Raw genomic sequence first — 14654 nt, 5'->3', positions numbered from 1 at the left:
CGCGGCTGGCGGCGCCGGCGCCGCGGAGACCGTCGGCCCCGCCGGCACGCTGCTGCGCGCGGCACCGCCGCCCACGACCTGTGAGCCGCCGCCATTCTGCTCCAGCATCCGGATCGCTTCGTCCGGCGTCGGCAGATCGGCGACATAGGCCATGCGCACCAGCACCATCTCGGCGGCTGCGGCCGGGCGCGTCGCGCCCTGCACCTCGGTGATGCCCTTGAGCAGCATCTGCCACATCCGCGACAGCACGCGCATCGAGATCCTTGAGGCGAAATCCTTCGCGCGCACGCGCTCGGTCTCGCCATAGGCGACGTTGTCGGCCGTCGCCGGCACGATCTTCACGCGGGTGACGAAATTGACGAATTCAGCGAGATCCGACAGCACCACGATCGGATCCGCGCCGACATCGTACTGATCGCGGAACTCCTTGAACGCAGCCGCGATGTCGCCGCGCGCCAGCGAATCGAACAGATCGATGACGCGGGTGCGGTCGGCAAGGCCCAGCATCTGCCTGACCGCATCGGCCTTCACCCGGCCCGCCGCATGGGCGATGGCCTGGTCGAGCAGCGACAGCGAATCGCGCACCGAGCCTTCGGCCGCGCGCGCGATGATGCCGAGCGCCTCCGGCTCGATCTCGACATGTTCCTTCGCGGCGATGTTGGCGAGATGCTTCATCAGCACGTCGGCCTCGACGCGGCGCAGGTCGAAGCGCTGGCAGCGCGACAGCACCGTGACCGGGACCTTGCGGATCTCGGTGGTGGCGAACACGAACTTGGCGTGCTCCGGCGGTTCCTCCAGCGTCTTCAGGAAGGCGTTGAACGCCGCCGTCGACAGCATGTGGACTTCGTCGATGATGTAGACCTTGTAGCGGGCACTGGCCGGAGCGTAGCGCACGCTGTCGTTGATCTGGCGGACGTCGTCGACACCAGTATGGGAGGCCGCGTCCATCTCCAGCACGTCCATGTGCCGGCTTTCCATAATGGCCTGGCAGTGCACGCCGAGGGTCGGCATGTGGATGGTCGGGCCCTTCACCGAACCGTCCGGCATCTCGTAGTTGAGCGCACGGGCGAGGATGCGCGCAGTGGTAGTCTTGCCGACGCCGCGGACGCCGGTGAGGATCCAGGCCTGCGGAATCCGGCCGGTTTCGAACGCATTGGAGACGGTGCGGACCACCGCCTCCTGGCCGATCAGATCGTCGAAGCTCGAGGGACGGTATTTCCGCGCCAGCACCCGATAGGGCGCGTTCCCGGCCGGGCCGGCGCTATCAGGAGGTGGAGGGGCGCCAGCGTCGGTCATCGGTCAATCCGCAATGGAATGTCTCTCGGCTGGCTTTTGCGGACAGGAGCGCGCCAGCGGGAGGCCCGCCGGCGCTGGTTCGCTCGAAAAAACAGGTAGGAGACTGACGAGCGACCCGATCCGGACCTCGTTAGGGCTGCTTCCTTCCGGACCTGACCCGGTTGGCGAGTGGCTCGTCCACCGCCAATCTCCCGGTCCCTATTTGGGGCCAAAGGAGCGGGAAAGCAAGCGGGTATCATATCGGCCAACTTGATCTTGCCCAGCATCCGGGCAATTCCTGACCTGCCCAGCCGATAGGCTGTGCTTTCGCTACCAGGGCCGCCTTGGTAAGAACGCTGCCGGAACTCCACCTCACCAGAAAAGCGATTGATCCCAATGGTTACACGTCGTGATGTTGCATCGATTGTCGGACTTGGCGCCGTCGGCGCGGTGACCGCAAGCGCGCTGGCCTCGAAGGCCGTGGCCCAGGCGGCCGATCCCAACGAATCGACCTTCGCCCGCATCCGCCGCACCAAGAAGATGCGGATCGGTGCCGTCGGCGGCGGCGCGCCCTATTACATGAAGGATCTTTCCAGCGGCCAGTGGAAGGGCTTCTACATCGACATCGCCAAGGCGTTGGCCGACGACATGGAGGCCGAGCTCGACATCACCGAGACCACCTGGGGCAATTCGGTGCTGGATCTGCAGTCCAACAAGATCGACATCTTCTTCGGCCTGAACCCGACGCCGAAGCGCGCGCTGGTGGTCGACTTCTCGGTGCCTGTCTTCAACAACGCCTTCGGCATTCTCTGCAAGAAGGACTTCAAGCCGAAGAGCTGGGCCGAGCTGAACTCGCCCGATATCAAGATCGCGGTCGACCAGGGCTCGTCCCACGACCAGGTCGTCAGCCGCCTGACGCCGAAGGCGCAGATCTCGCGGCTGAAGACCGCCGACGATGCCACCGCCGCGCTGCAGACCGGCCGCGTCGACGCGCAGTGCCTGATCACGATGCTGTCGCTGACCGTGCTGAAGAAGAACCCCTCGCTCGGCCAGTTCGTGCTGCCGACGCCGATCTTCGCGACGACGTCGAACGCCGGCTTCCGCCGCGAGAACGACAAGACCTTCCGCGACTACGTCAACACCTGGATCGACTTCAACAAGGGCCTCGGCTTCATCCGCAACGCCATCATCACCAATATGGAGCTGGTGGGCGTGACCGAGGCGGACATCCCGCCGGGAGTTTCTCTGTAAGCTTTCCACTGTCATTCCGGGGCGCCCGCAGGGCGAACCTGGAATCTCGAGGTTCCGGGTTCGATGCTTCGCATCGCCCCGGAACGACGGTGCAAAATCGGCACCCACCACGAGTAATCGCACACATGTATCAGTGGGACTTCGGCATCCTCTGGAGCTATCGCTGGCTCTTTCTCAACGGGCTTGGCGTCACCGTCGGCTTCACCGTGGTGATCGTGCTGCTCGGCCTCGTGTTCGGCCTGTTCGGCGCTTTCGGCAGCCTGTCGCGCTTCCAGCCGGTGCGGCTCGTCGCCCTCGCCTTCATCGAGGCGTTCCGCTGCACGCCGATCCTGGTGCAGCTGATCTGGTTCTACTACGCGCTGCCGATCCTCGCCGGCGTCGAGATGACGCCGATCACGGCGTCGGCGCTGGCGCTCTCGCTGTACGGCGGCTCGTTCTATTCGGAGATCATCCGCGGCGGCATCGTCTCGATCGACAAGGGCCAGTCGGAAGCCGGCGCCGCGCTCGGCATGACCCCAGGCCAGAGCATGCGACGCATCGTGCTGCCGCAGGCAATCAAGCGCATGATCCCGGCGCTGATGAACCAGTCGATCATCCAGTTCAAGAACACCTCGCTGGTCTCGGTGCTGGCGGTGCCCGACCTCGTGTATCAGAGCCAGGTCGCAGCCCATGACAGCTACCGGCCGCTCGAGACCTACACCGCGGTTGCGGTCGCCTATGCGGCGATCCTGATCCCGCTCACCATCATCGTCCGCCGCGGCGAGAAGCACCTGGCGGTCAGCGAATGAGCGAGACATCGAAAATCGAGATCCGGGCCTTACGCAAGAGCTTTGGCAGCAACGAGGTTTTGAAGAACATCAATCTCGACGTCGCCAAGGGCGGCGTCGTCGCGCTGATCGGGCCTTCAGGCTCCGGCAAGTCGACGCTGCTCCGCTGCATCAATCTTCTGGTCGTGCCCGACGGCGGCAGCGTGCGCGTCGGCGATATCAGCTTTGCGTTCGGCGACGGCACAAAGCTCCCTGACGTAAAGAGCCTGGCAAAATTCCGTGCCACCACCGGCATGGTGTTCCAGCACTTCAACCTGTTCCCGCACATGACGACACTCCAGAACGTGATGGAGGGGCCGGTCACCGTGCGGCGCATGGCCAAGGCCGATGCCGAAAAGCTCGCGCGGGCGCAGCTCGCCAAGGTCGGGCTCGCGGAGAAGGCGGATCAATATCCGGCAACGCTGTCAGGCGGCCAGAAGCAGCGCGTTGCGATCGCACGCGCGCTGGCGATGGAGCCTGACGTCATGCTGTTCGACGAGGCCACCTCGGCGCTCGATCCCGAGCTCGTCGGCGAGGTGCTGAACGTGATCCAGCAGCTGGCCTCCGAAGGCATGACCATGGTGATCGTGACCCACGAGATCGCCTTCGCCCGCGAGGTCGCCGACCGCCTCATCTTCATGCGCGACGGCGTCGTGGTCGAGGAAGGCCCGGCGCGGCAGGTGATCGACAATCCCGGGGAAGCCGCGACGCGCGCCTTCCTCAGCCATTTCCACCGCACCGGCGCGCTGCCGCCGGCCAACGCGACATCGTGATGTCCGAGATCAACCGCGTCTATCTCGTCACCGGCGCCGCCAGCGGCATTGGCCGCGCCGCGGCAAAGCTGCTTGCCGCACCCGGCACCGCGCTGCTGCTGCATACGCGCGCGAACGCCACAGGCCTCGATGCCACGGTAGCGGAAGCCGAAGCAAAGGGCGCCGTGGTCGCCAAATGCCTTGGCGATCTCGCCGGGGAAGCAGCCGCGACCGATGCCATCGCCGCGGTGCAATCGGCTTTCGGCCGGCTCGATGGCTTGGTTCTCGTCGGCGGCCATGCCCGCCGCGGCAGCGCGATCGGCACCCCGGCGGATCAGTTCCGGCAGGCGATGGACGAATCGGCGCTGGCTTTCACACGGATGGTCGAGGCTGCACTGCCGCTGCTGCGGGCCGGGAATGAGGCGCGGATCGTCGCGGTGTCCTCCTTCGTCGCACACGCGATCCGGCCCGAATTCGCGCCGTTCGCAGCGACGGCCGCGAGCCGCTCCGCGTTGGAAGCGCTGGTGCGGCTCACCGCGATGGAGCTTGCAAGAGACGGCATCACCGTCAACGCGGTGTCGCCCGGCCTGATCGTCAAGGACAAGCCGGGCGAGAGCCGGCTGTCGCCCGAGCAGATCGCCGCAACGGAAGCGCTGATCCCGATGCGCCGCCGCGGGCGGCCGGAAGAAGTCGCCGAGATCATCGCCTTCCTGGCGTCCCCGAAAGCATCCTACGTCACCGGTCAGGTCTGGCACGTCAATGGAGGCCTGACATGACCGAAGCAACCATCCAGCGTCTCCGCCTGTTCCTGATCGAAAGCCCGATCAAGATGGCGCGCCTGCAGGGCGTCGGCAACGTCAAGGGCACGGTGAAGCGTGTGCTGCTCGAGCTGACCTCGAGCGATGGCGTGATCGGCTGGGGCGAGGCTGCGCCGTGGGAGGTGTTCACGGGAACACCGGAAGCTGCGTTCGCGGCGCTCGACATTTATTTGCGGCCGATCGTGATCGGCAAATCCGTGCGCCGCATCCGCGCGCTGATGACGGAACTCGACCGCGCGCTGGTTGGGCACGCCGAGGCAAAAGTTGCGATCGAGATGGCGCTGCTCGACATCGTCGGCAAATCGTCGGGACTCTCGGTTGCCGACCTGCTCGGCGGCCGCGTGCGCGACACCATCCCGCTGTCGTTCTCCATCGCCGATCCTGACTTCGCCGCCGATCTCGAACGCATGCGAAAAATGGTTCCTGAGGGCAATGTCATCTACAAGGTCAAGACCGGCGTAAAACCGCATCACGAGGACCTCGATCATCTCGAAACGATCCGGAAAGAGTTCGGCGACAAGGTCGATCTGCGCGTCGACTACAACCAGGCTTTGGCGCCGTTCGGCGCCATCAAGATCCTGCGCGATGTCGAAGAGTTCGCGCCGACCTTCATCGAGCAGCCCGTGCCGCGCAGATTTCTCGACGTGATGGCGCAGCTCACCGCGGCGCTGGAAACGCCCGTGCTCGCGGATGAGAGCTGCTTCGATCGCCGTGACATGATGGAGGTGGTGCGCCGCGAGGCCGCCGATGCCGTCTCGATCAAGCTGATGAAATCAGGCGGCCTGTACGAGGCGCAGGCGATCATGGCGATCGCCGACATCGCCGGCCTGCCAGGTTATGGCGGCACGCTGTGGGAAGGCGGCATTGGCCTCGCCGCCGGCACGCAGCTGATCGCGGCGACACCGGGCATCTCGCTCGGCTGCGAATTCTACATGCCGCATCACGTGTTGACCGAAGACGTGCTGGAAGAGCGCGTTGCCAATCGCGCCGGACAGGTAGTGGTGCCCGACGGGCCGGGCCTGGGCATCCGCGTCAGCGAAGCCTCGATTCGCGCCAATGCGCGGGTGCTGGCGGAGGCGTAGTTTTTTGGTCGTCCTGGCGAAGGCCAGGACCCATTACCCCAGGCAGGAGTCGTGAGGCGAGCTGGTCGCCGCGACTCTTCGCAAAACGGCTTCCTGGAGTGGGTCCTGGATCTGCGCTTCGCTTGTCCAGGACGACGATCGCGTATGCAGTTGCCATCCTTTCCCTTACTGACCTCCTATCGTATGGTCTGGCCCAACACGCCCGACCCCATCGGGCCATCCGGAAACCTTCATGCCCGAACCCGCCTGGTCGCTGCACTCCCGCCTGAAAGAGGACACCATCGACATCGGCGACCTGCCGCTGTCGAAGGTGCTGGTCATCAAGGACGCCAACTATCCCTGGCTGCTGCTGGTGCCGCGGCGGCCTGATGCGGTCGAGATCATCGATCTCGACGAGGTGCAGCAGGCACAGCTGATGACCGAGATCTCCCGCGTCTCTCGCGCGCTGAAGGAGATCACCAGATGCGACAAGCTCAACGTCGCGGCGCTCGGCAATCTCGTGCCGCAGCTTCATATTCACATCATCGCGCGCCGCACCGGTGACGCCGCCTGGCCGCGGCCGGTCTGGGGCGTGATGAAGCCCTTGGCGCATGACGCGGCCGAGGTACAGAATTTCATCAGCGCGCTTCGCAAGAAAATCTGGTTGGGTTGAAAGAACAAGAAATGTCAGCATTCGACTCGTTTCCCTTGGGGCAGCCGGCCTTCGTCACCAACGTCCTCGACCGCGCCGCGCATTTGCGCCGCGATGACGAAAAGCTGTTTGCACTGGAACAGAAACCGTCGTCGCGCGCCTATGTCGTCTACCGCGACTCGCTGCTGGTGAAGCGCGAGGGCGACAAGGTGCGTGCGCTGCTCTCGATCGACGAGGCGCTGAAATGCGGCGCCAATCCCGGCACGATCTTTCTGGGCTTGCGCGACGGCGCGGCGATCTTCGGCATGGGCCTGGCGCAAGCCGCAGCCGAGAAGCTGATCGGCCGTGACGACTACACCGTCACCGAGCTGCGCGGCATGGCGATGCAGGGCGCGATCCCGCCCGACCAGCTGTCGGCGATCGCGATGGCGAAGTCGATGGTCAGCTGGCATCAGCGCCACGGCTATTGCGCCAATTGCGGCGCCCGCAGCGCGATGAAGGAAGGCGGCTGGAAGCGCGACTGCCCGGCGTGCAAGGCCGAGCATTTTCCGCGCACCGATCCTGTCGTGATCATGCTGGTGGCATCGGGCGAAAAGTGCCTGCTCGGCCGCCAGAAGCAGTTTCCGCCCGGCATGTTTTCGTGCCTCGCCGGCTTCGTCGAGGCCGCCGAAACCATCGAGGACGCGGTGCGCCGTGAAATCCTCGAAGAGTCGGGCATTCGCTGCACCGACGTGCAGTATTACATGTCGCAGCCCTGGCCCTATCCGTCGTCGCTGATGATTGGCTGCAGCGCGCGGGCGCTGAACGAGGACATCGTCGTCGATCATTCCGAGCTGGAGGATGCACGCTGGTTCACGCGCGATGAGGCGGCGCTGATGCTGAAACGGACGCATCCGGACGGGTTAGCCGGGCCGCATCCGTTTGCGATCGCACATCATCTGCTCGGCCGCTGGGTGCACGACAGGAGCTGAGGCTGCCGATGGCGCACTCCGCGATCGCGCCGCGCATCCTGTGCATCGGCATTCCCGTGCGCGACCTCACCTTCCGGGTGGAGGCCGTGCCGGAGCGCGGCAGCAAGGCGAACGCGACGCATCTTGCCGAGATATGCGGCGGCAACGCGCTCAATGCCGCGATCGCGATGGCACGACTTGGCGGCCGCGTCGCGTTTGCAGGTCCCATGGGCGACGCGCAGGAGACGTCGAGCGGCTTCATTCTCGAACGGATGGCTTCCGAGGGGATTGATGTCGGGCGGATCTTGCGCGTTCGGGGCGCTGCCACGCCCGTCTCGGCGATCATCATCGACGCATCAGGCGAACGAACGCTGACGATCTACCGCGATCCTGCGCTGTGGAGCGTGAAGCTATCTGACGCCGACGAATTGCTCGCTTGTTGCCAGGCGGTTCTCGTCGAGAGCCGCTGCGGCGTCTTCTGCATTGATCTCTGCACCGAGGCGCGCCGGCGCGGCATCCCCGTCATTGTCGGCGTCGATCGCGCGATGGCGCTGACCGACGATCTGCTTACGGCCGCCTCGCATCTGCTGTTCGCCAGCGCGCAGGTGCAGGAGACCGCTGGCATCACTGGTGACGGCGAGGCCTTGAAGCGGCTCGCCAAGCTCACGCCCGCTTTCCTCGCCGCTACCCGCGGCCCGCACGGCACGATCTGGCTGAACGAGGCAGGCCGGCTGGAGGAAACACCCGCCTTCCCGGTCGAGGCGGTGGATACGCTTGGCGCTGGCGACGTCTTCCACGGCGCCTTCACCCTCCGGCTCGCTGAGGGCGGAGGCCTGCGCGAGGCGCTGCGATTCGCCGCGGCCGCTGCGGCGCTGAAATGCACCCGCCATGGTGGCGGCCTGGCCGCACCGCAACGTGTTGAAGTTGAAGAGCTTTTGCGCAGCGCCTGAGACGCCGAGCCAGCCCGCCGCGGAGATTATGGGCTTGCTATAGAATGATTTTCTCTATATCAGGGAAATCAGCCCCTGAAATGGAACAAAGTTCTTCAAATGACCGACCTCGCTGTCCAGATCCCCGAGACCAGCCGCCGCCTCGACGCCATCGACCGCAAGATCCTGATGGTCCTCCAGGAGGATGCCTCCCTGTCCGTTGCCGAAATCGGCGACCGGGTCGGACTGTCCTCGACCCCCTGCTGGAAGCGCATCCAGCGCCTCGAGGCCGACGGCGTGATCCTGAAGCGGGTGGCGCTGGTCGATCAGAACAAGATCGGGCTCGGCATCTCCGTGTTCGTGTCGGTGGAGAGCTCGGATCATTCCGACGCCTGGCTGAAGAAGTTTGCCGAGGCGGTCAGCGCCATGCCCGAAGTGATGGAATTCTACCGCATGGCCGGCGACGTCGATTACATGCTGCGCGTCGTGGTCGCGGACATGCAGGCCTATGACATCTTCTACAAGAAGCTGATCAGCGCCGTGCCGCTGAAGAACGTCACCTCGCGCTTTGCGATGGAGAAGATCAAGTCGGTGACGGCGCTGCCGATCCCGGCGGTGGTGGCGGCTTAAGACAGTCCTCAAATCTTCTGGTTGTACTCTCCCACCTCGGGATGGGTCCGCAGCACGCTGTTCACCATCTCGAACATGTCGTGCATGCGTTGCTCGGAGACCGGGCTCTCGACCACGACCACGAGCTCGGGCTTGTTGGAGGAGGCGCGGACCAGGCCCCAGCTGCCGTCCTCGACGGTGACGCGCACGCCGTTGACGGTGACGAGATCGCGGATCGCCTGGCCGCCGATCTTGGCGCCCTTGGCCTGCAAGCCCTCGAAGTGCTTCACCACGGAATCGATGACGCCGTACTTCACCTCGTCGGCGCAATGCGGCGACATGGTCGGCGACGACCAGGTTTTTGGCAGTGCGTCCTTGAGGTCCGCCATCGACTTGCCGGGCGCGCGGTCGAGCATGTCGCAGATCGCGATCGCCGAGACGAGGCCGTCGTCATAGCCGCGCCCATACGGCTTGTTGAAGAAGAAATGGCCTGATTTCTCGAAGCCGGCGAGCGCACCGGTCTCGTTGGTGCGGCGCTTCATGTAGGAATGGCCGGTCTTCCAATAGGCGGTCCTGGCGCCCTGCTTCTGCAGCACGGGATCGGTGATGAAGAGACCGGTCGACTTCACGTCGACGATGAACTGCGCGTCCTTGTGGATCGCCGACATGTCGCGCGCCAGCATCACGCCGACCTTGTCGGCAAAGATCTCCTCTCCGGTATTGTCGACGACGCCGCAGCGGTCGCCGTCGCCGTCGAAGCCGAGGCCGACATCGGCCTTGTGATGCAGCACCGCGTCGCGGATCGCGTGCAGCATCTCCATGTCCTCAGGGTTCGGATTGTATTTCGGGAAGGTGTGGTCGAGCTCGGTGTCGAGCGGGATCACCTCGCAGCCGATCGCCTCCAGCACCTGCGGCGCGAATGCGCCGGCGGTGCCGTTGCCGCAGGCCGCGACGACCTTGAGCTTGCGCGTCAGCTTTGGCCGGTTGGTGAGATCGGCGATATAGCGTGCCGGATAGTTCTCGTGGAATTGGTAGGAGCCGCCCGCCTTGTTCTTGAACTCGGCATTGAGCACGATCTCTTTCAGCCGCGTCATCTCGTCGGGGCCGAAGGTCAGCGGACGGTTGGCGCCCATCTTCACGCCGGTCCAGCCATTGTCGTTGTGCGAGGCCGTGACCATGGCGACGGCGGGCACGTCGAGATCGAATTGCGCGAAATAGGCCATCGGCGTCACCGCAAGACCGATATCGTGCACCTTGCAGCCCGCCGCCATCAGGCCGGAGATCAGCGCATATTTGATCGAGGCCGAATAGCCGCGGAAATCATGGCCGGTGACGATCTCTTGGCTGACGCCAAGCTCGGCGATCAGTGCGCCGAGCCCCATGCCGAGCGCCTGCACGCCCATCAGGTTGATTTCCTTCTGGAACAACCAGCGCGCGTCGTATTCGCGGAAACCCGTGGGCTTCACCATCGGCTCGGATTCGAAGGCGTAGGTGTTGGGCAACAGGACGGGTTTCGGCTTGGGGAACATTGAGGCGGTCTCGTGAAAATGACAGGAATTGATGCAGCCTTAGCGAAGGCCAGGGCGCGGTGGAAGGCGGGAATGAAGGCTTATGGCCGATAATTGCGGCAGTTTGGTAACGGGAAATGGTGCGCTGAGAGAGACCCGCGCTTCTGGCGCATCGGCTATCGGCGTGCCAGTTCGTCTTCGACGGCTGCCCTGAGAGATGGCAGGTCCTGCTGAACGGTCTCCCAGACAAGGCGGGCTGCGACGTCCTCATAGTTGTGGCGATAGACATTGCCTGCAGCCGCCATCTGCCTCCATGCGATCGCTGGGTGCCTCGCCTTCAGTTCCTCTGGAAGACGCCGAGAGGCCTCCGAAATGATCTCCAAACATCGCGTAACAGTTAGACCGTCCGTAAATCCGTCGCGAATGCCTCGCGATCCAGATCTACGGCGAACTCGGTCGCCAAATCGATGTGATGTAAGATGTCCCGAAGGACTCCGTCGATGCGATCAGAAGGCATAGACAGCATCGGCTGTCGCGGCGGGCGCAACGTATGATTTCAGACCGTCGCGATTGACGATATCGACCCGCCCGTCAAAAAGGTTGGCGATATATTCCTTGCGTTCGATGTAGTCGAAGACCGTGATCCGCGCCTCCGGATCGATCTCGACCATAATATCGACATCGCTGTCAGGGCGATTTTCACCCCTCGCCACCGAGCCGGACAACGCGGCATGCAAGACGCCTCGCTCGCGTAGCGCGGGCTCGGATTGTCGGAGGATGTCGATCGCCTCGGGGCTGTTCATGGACGGAATATAGCACCCCGTCTGCCCTTAAGGGAGGCCCGCCGACCAATTAGAGTGGATCTACTGCTCCAGCACCATCTGGCCGTTGGCGTACTCAAACCGCTTCAGGCGAGACAGGAAGGAGAGGCCGAGCAGGTTCTCGGACAGTGCAGCGTCCGGCAGCACCATGGCATCGACATCGCGCACCACGAGGTCACCGACCTCAAGCATCGCGATCCGGGTGCGCGCGGCCTTGACGGTGCCGTTCGCAGTGGTGACCGCGGCGTTGTACTCGTTGCGCGAGGGACGCAGGCCAAAGCGGGCGGCCGAGGTCTCGTTCAGCGCCACCACGGAAGCTCCGGTGTCGACCATGAAACCGATGCGCTGGCCGTCGATGCGGCCCTCGGTCTGGAAATGACCGCGGACGTCCCGGGGGATGTTGAGGCTGCGGCTGCCGGCCGGCGCGGTGGTCGCAACTGCGACCGTCGGATGCGGCGCTGACGTGGCGGAGGCGGAACTCATCCTGTCCGCCATCTGCGCCATGAATGTACCGAGACCGATCATCACGGCCGCGAAGATCATAATGTTACGCATCACACCATTTCCGAGCCGAACGCTCGATTTCACCACGCGGCGCACCCGTCTGCGAGCGACGCCGCGGCGCGCCCGGGTCATTTTGACGAAAAGGATGAGCGAACGGTTAATGCGGACTCACGTCCCGCGCGGCTTCGCCNCCCGCCGGGTCGGCAGCGCGGTCGCCGGATCGTCCGGCCAGGGATGGCGCGGATAGCGGCCGCGCAGGTCGGAGCGCACCGCGGCGTAACTGCCGCGCCAGAAGCCGGGGAGATCGCGCGTCACCTGCACCGGACGCTGCGCCGGCGACAGCAGCTCCAGCACCAGCGGCACCTTGCCGGCGGCGATCGAGGGATGGGTGTTGAGGCCGAACAATTCCTGCAGCCGCACGGCGATGGTCGGCCCCTGCTCGGCCTCGTAATCGATCGCCAGCACGCTGCCCGTCGGCGCCTCGAAATGTGTCGGCGCCTCGCGGTCGAGCCGCGCGCGCATGTCCCAGGGCAACAGCGCCATCAGCGCATTGGAGAGATCACCGGCGGAGACGTCCTTCAGCGCGATCTTGCCGTAGAGCGCGGGCACCAGCCAATCGTCGCGCCGCGCGATCAACCCGTCGTCCGACAGGTCGGGCCAATTGTCGCCCTCGGCCTTGCGCAGGAACATCACACGGTCGCGCCATTGCTTTGCGGCCTTGGACCAGGGCAGCCGGTCGAGGCCTGCGGCGATCAGACCATCGGCAAAAATGCGCGCGGTGTCTTCCGAGGGCGACACCGCAAGCGTTGCTTCAGAAAGTGTGATCGCGTGCAGCACGCGCTTGCGCCGCGCGCGCAGCGCCATCGCGCCGCGATCGAAGGAGATTTCGTCGGTGGTGTCGATATGTTCGGCAAAATGTCGCTCGATATCTTCTTCAGCAATTTGCGCCGCCAGCAAGATGCGCCCGCTTGCGGCCGTGCCCGTCATCTCACCGATCGCGATGTACGGCGCGCGGGCCAGGGACGAGGTCTGCTCCACTGCGGCGCCGCGACCGTTGGCGAGTACAAAACTGCCATTACCGCGGTTGCGGGCCACGCGGTCCGGGAAGGCATAAGCAAGCATCAGGCCGGTCGAGAGATCCTCCTGCGGTCCCGGCTTCTCCGACGCTGCCACTTGCGAGGCCCAGCGCCGCGCCAGATCGCGCGCGCTCGCCGCTCGCGGCGAACGGTCGCGGCGAAACTGGTCGCGCCGGTGCTCCAGATCGGCGCTGTCGCCGCCGAGCCCGCGTTCGGTGAGGATCGCCGCGATCTCGGCCGCGTCCTCGCCGCACCCTGCGCGATGCGAATCCACGATCATGCGCGCCAGCCGCGGCGGCAGCGCCAGTGCGCGCAGGCTCTTGCCCTCGGCGCTGATGCGGCCGTCGCGATCGAGCGCGTTGAGCTCGGTGAGGAGGCTTTTGGCTTCCTTCCATGCCGGCTGTGGCGGCGGGTCGAGGAACGACAGCGCGGCCGGATCGGCGACGCCCCATTGCGCGAGATCAAGCACCAGCGAGGAGAGATCGGCGCTGAGGATTTCCGGCTGCGTATAGGGCGCCAGCGAGGCCGTCTGCGGCTCGTCCCAGAGCCGGTAGCAGACGCCAGGCTCGGTGCGGCCGGCGCGGCCGCGGCGCTGGTCCACCGCCGCACGCGAGGCGCGGACCGTCTCGAGCCGCGTCAGGCCGATATCGGGCTCATAGCGCGGCACTCGGGCAAGGCCGGAATCGACGACGATGCGCACGCCTTCGATGGTGAGCGAGGTCTCCGCGATCGAGGTCGCGAGCACCACTTTTCGCGTGCCCTTCGGCGCCGGTGCGATGGCGCGATCCTGCACGGCGGCATCAAGCGCGCCGAACAGCGGCACGATCTCGATACTGGCGTCCTGCACGCGCTCGGCCAGGAAATTCTGGGTACGACGGATTTCGGCGGCACCCGGCAGAAAGGCGAGTACCGAGCCGCTGTCGGCGCGCAGTGCCGATGCGATGGCATCCGCCATCTGCCGCTCGATCGGTGCATCCGCCTTGCGGCCGAGATAACGGGTCTCGACCGGAAAGGCGCGGCCCTCGCTCTCGACGACCGGCGCTTCTCCGAGCAGCCTTGCGACACGCGCGCCATCAAGCGTCGCCGACATCACCAGGATGCGCAGATCTTCGCGCAGGCCGAGTTGCGCATCGCGCGCCAGCGCAAGGCCCAGATCGGCATCGAGCGAGCGCTCGTGGAATTCGTCAAACAGGATGGCGGCAACACCGGAAAGCTCGGGATCGTCGAGGATCTGCCGGGTAAAGATGCCTTCGGTCACGACCTCGATGCGGGTTGCACGCGAGATCTTCGAGCCGAAGCGGACGCGATAGCCCACGGTCTCGCCGGCGCGCTCGCCGAGCGACTTGGCCATGCGGTCGGCGCTGGCCCGTGCCGCGATGCGGCGCGGCTCCAGCACGATGATCTTCTTGCCTTGGGCCCAGGGCGCATCGAGCAGCGCCAGCGGCACCCGCGTGGTCTTGCCGGCGCCGGGGGGCGCCACCAGCACGGCGGCGTTGTGCTGATCCAGCGTGCGCGAGAGGTCGTCGAGCACGGCATCGATCGGGAGGGGCGTATCGAAGTTGCGGGGCAAGGCCTATCCACTCGTCATGCCCGGGCTGGTCCCGGGCATCCACGTCTTGGACTAGAAAACAGACGTGGATGG

General features: G+C 65.3%; 15 protein-coding genes and 1 other RNA gene. 9 read left to right on the top strand and 7 right to left on the bottom strand.

Translation table 11 applies throughout. From position 1 onward, the window contains the following. On the bottom strand, positions 1-1296 hold a 1296-nt coding region (locus AOQ71_RS17405), incomplete at its 3' end, for a DNA polymerase III subunit gamma/tau (RefSeq protein ID WP_245316936.1). A gap of 95 nt (positions 1297-1391) precedes the next feature. Next, positions 1392-1488: signal recognition particle sRNA small type (gene ffs / locus AOQ71_RS42075), an RNA gene on the bottom strand. Between the two features lie 183 nt (positions 1489-1671). Between ffs and AOQ71_RS17400 the strand changes: the two genes are divergently transcribed. From AOQ71_RS17400 to AOQ71_RS17360, 9 genes are all read left to right on the top strand, one after another. Then, positions 1672-2526: a transporter substrate-binding domain-containing protein gene (locus tag AOQ71_RS17400; protein ID WP_057748391.1), complete on the top strand. Its 855-nt coding sequence runs from the start codon at positions 1672-1674 to the stop codon at positions 2524-2526. Positions 2527-2651: 125 nt separating this feature from the next. Continuing rightward, a complete protein-coding gene (locus tag AOQ71_RS17395) occupies positions 2652-3314 on the top strand; it encodes an amino acid ABC transporter permease (protein ID WP_057748389.1) in 663 nt (220 codons plus the stop codon). Then, positions 3311-4105 carry an amino acid ABC transporter ATP-binding protein gene (locus AOQ71_RS17390; protein ID WP_057748386.1) on the top strand — a complete coding sequence of 265 codons (795 nt, stop codon included), beginning with the start codon at positions 3311-3313 and terminating at the stop codon, positions 4103-4105. Before AOQ71_RS17395 ends, AOQ71_RS17390 begins: the two co-directional genes overlap by 4 nt. Continuing rightward, on the top strand, positions 4105-4860 hold the full coding sequence (locus tag AOQ71_RS17385; protein WP_057748384.1) for an SDR family NAD(P)-dependent oxidoreductase: 756 nt from the start codon (positions 4105-4107) through the stop codon (positions 4858-4860). Before AOQ71_RS17390 ends, AOQ71_RS17385 begins: the two co-directional genes overlap by 1 nt. Beyond that, complete coding sequence (locus tag AOQ71_RS17380; protein ID WP_057748381.1) at positions 4857-5984, top strand: muconate cycloisomerase family protein; 1128 nt, start codon at positions 4857-4859, stop codon at positions 5982-5984. The genes AOQ71_RS17385 and AOQ71_RS17380 overlap by 4 nt, the downstream gene beginning before the upstream one ends. A 232-nt stretch (positions 5985-6216) precedes the next feature. Then, entirely contained in the window at positions 6217-6636 is a 420-nt protein-coding gene (locus tag AOQ71_RS17375) for an HIT family protein (RefSeq protein ID WP_057748378.1), read from the top strand. Between the two features lie 11 nt (positions 6637-6647). Then, positions 6648-7586, top strand: a complete 939-nt coding sequence (nudC, locus tag AOQ71_RS17370; RefSeq protein WP_057748375.1) for an NAD(+) diphosphatase — start codon at positions 6648-6650, stop codon at positions 7584-7586. 8 nt (positions 7587-7594) lie between these two features. After that, on the top strand, positions 7595-8515 hold the full coding sequence (locus tag AOQ71_RS17365) for a sugar kinase (protein WP_057748372.1): 921 nt from the start codon (positions 7595-7597) through the stop codon (positions 8513-8515). 99 nt (positions 8516-8614) lie between these two features. Next, a complete protein-coding gene (locus AOQ71_RS17360; RefSeq protein WP_057748368.1) occupies positions 8615-9124 on the top strand; it encodes an Lrp/AsnC family transcriptional regulator in 510 nt (169 codons plus the stop codon). A gap of 8 nt (positions 9125-9132) precedes the next feature. On the opposite strand, the gene AOQ71_RS17355 is transcribed toward AOQ71_RS17360, so the two are convergent. The 5 genes from AOQ71_RS17355 to hrpB form a co-directional block, all read right to left on the bottom strand. Further along, positions 9133-10632: a phosphomannomutase/phosphoglucomutase gene (locus AOQ71_RS17355; protein ID WP_057748364.1), complete on the bottom strand. Its 1500-nt coding sequence runs from the start codon at positions 10630-10632 to the stop codon at positions 9133-9135. A 155-nt stretch (positions 10633-10787) separates the two neighbouring features. Continuing rightward, positions 10788-10994, bottom strand: coding sequence for a HepT-like ribonuclease domain-containing protein (locus AOQ71_RS49940; RefSeq protein ID WP_347336700.1), 207 nt, complete (start codon positions 10992-10994; stop codon positions 10788-10790). Positions 10995-11117: 123 nt separating this feature from the next. After that, positions 11118-11414, bottom strand: a complete 297-nt coding sequence (locus tag AOQ71_RS17345) for a nucleotidyltransferase family protein (RefSeq protein ID WP_057748358.1) — start codon at positions 11412-11414, stop codon at positions 11118-11120. Between the two features lie 60 nt (positions 11415-11474). Then, positions 11475-11987: a TIGR02281 family clan AA aspartic protease gene (locus AOQ71_RS17340; RefSeq protein ID WP_162268374.1), complete on the bottom strand. Its 513-nt coding sequence runs from the start codon at positions 11985-11987 to the stop codon at positions 11475-11477. 140 nt (positions 11988-12127) lie between these two features. After that, positions 12128-14582 (bottom strand): ATP-dependent helicase HrpB (hrpB, locus tag AOQ71_RS17335; protein WP_245316935.1); only part of this gene is annotated, 2455 nt, incomplete at its 3' end. Positions 14583-14654: the final 72 nt, after the last annotated feature.

Origin of the sequence: Bradyrhizobium manausense (assembly GCF_001440035.1) — a bacterium.
Taxonomy (GTDB): domain Bacteria; phylum Pseudomonadota; class Alphaproteobacteria; order Rhizobiales; family Xanthobacteraceae; genus Bradyrhizobium; species Bradyrhizobium manausense.
This window is presented reverse-complemented; position numbering and strand designations above follow the sequence as displayed.

Bases quoted from the DNA above. Each gene is read 5' to 3' on its own strand.
- AOQ71_RS17400 (WP_057748391.1), top strand. From the start codon at position 1,672: ATGGTTACACGTCGTGATGTTGCATCGATTGTCGGACTTGGCGCCGTC.
- AOQ71_RS17395 (WP_057748389.1), top strand. From the start codon at position 2,652: ATGTATCAGTGGGACTTCGGCATCCTCTGGAGCTATCGCTGGCTCTTT.
- AOQ71_RS17390 (WP_057748386.1), top strand. From the start codon at position 3,311: ATGAGCGAGACATCGAAAATCGAGATCCGGGCCTTACGCAAGAGCTTT.
- AOQ71_RS17385 (WP_057748384.1), top strand. From the start codon at position 4,105: ATGTCCGAGATCAACCGCGTCTATCTCGTCACCGGCGCCGCCAGCGGC.
- AOQ71_RS17380 (WP_057748381.1), top strand. From the start codon at position 4,857: ATGACCGAAGCAACCATCCAGCGTCTCCGCCTGTTCCTGATCGAAAGC.
- AOQ71_RS17375 (WP_057748378.1), top strand. From the start codon at position 6,217: ATGCCCGAACCCGCCTGGTCGCTGCACTCCCGCCTGAAAGAGGACACC.
- nudC (WP_057748375.1), top strand. From the start codon at position 6,648: ATGTCAGCATTCGACTCGTTTCCCTTGGGGCAGCCGGCCTTCGTCACC.
- AOQ71_RS17365 (WP_057748372.1), top strand. From the start codon at position 7,595: ATGGCGCACTCCGCGATCGCGCCGCGCATCCTGTGCATCGGCATTCCC.
- AOQ71_RS17360 (WP_057748368.1), top strand. From the start codon at position 8,615: ATGACCGACCTCGCTGTCCAGATCCCCGAGACCAGCCGCCGCCTCGAC.
- AOQ71_RS17355 (WP_057748364.1), bottom strand. From the start codon at position 10,632: ATGTTCCCCAAGCCGAAACCCGTCCTGTTGCCCAACACCTACGCCTTC.
- AOQ71_RS17345 (WP_057748358.1), bottom strand. From the start codon at position 11,414: ATGAACAGCCCCGAGGCGATCGACATCCTCCGACAATCCGAGCCCGCG.
- AOQ71_RS17340 (WP_162268374.1), bottom strand. From the start codon at position 11,987: ATGCGTAACATTATGATCTTCGCGGCCGTGATGATCGGTCTCGGTACA.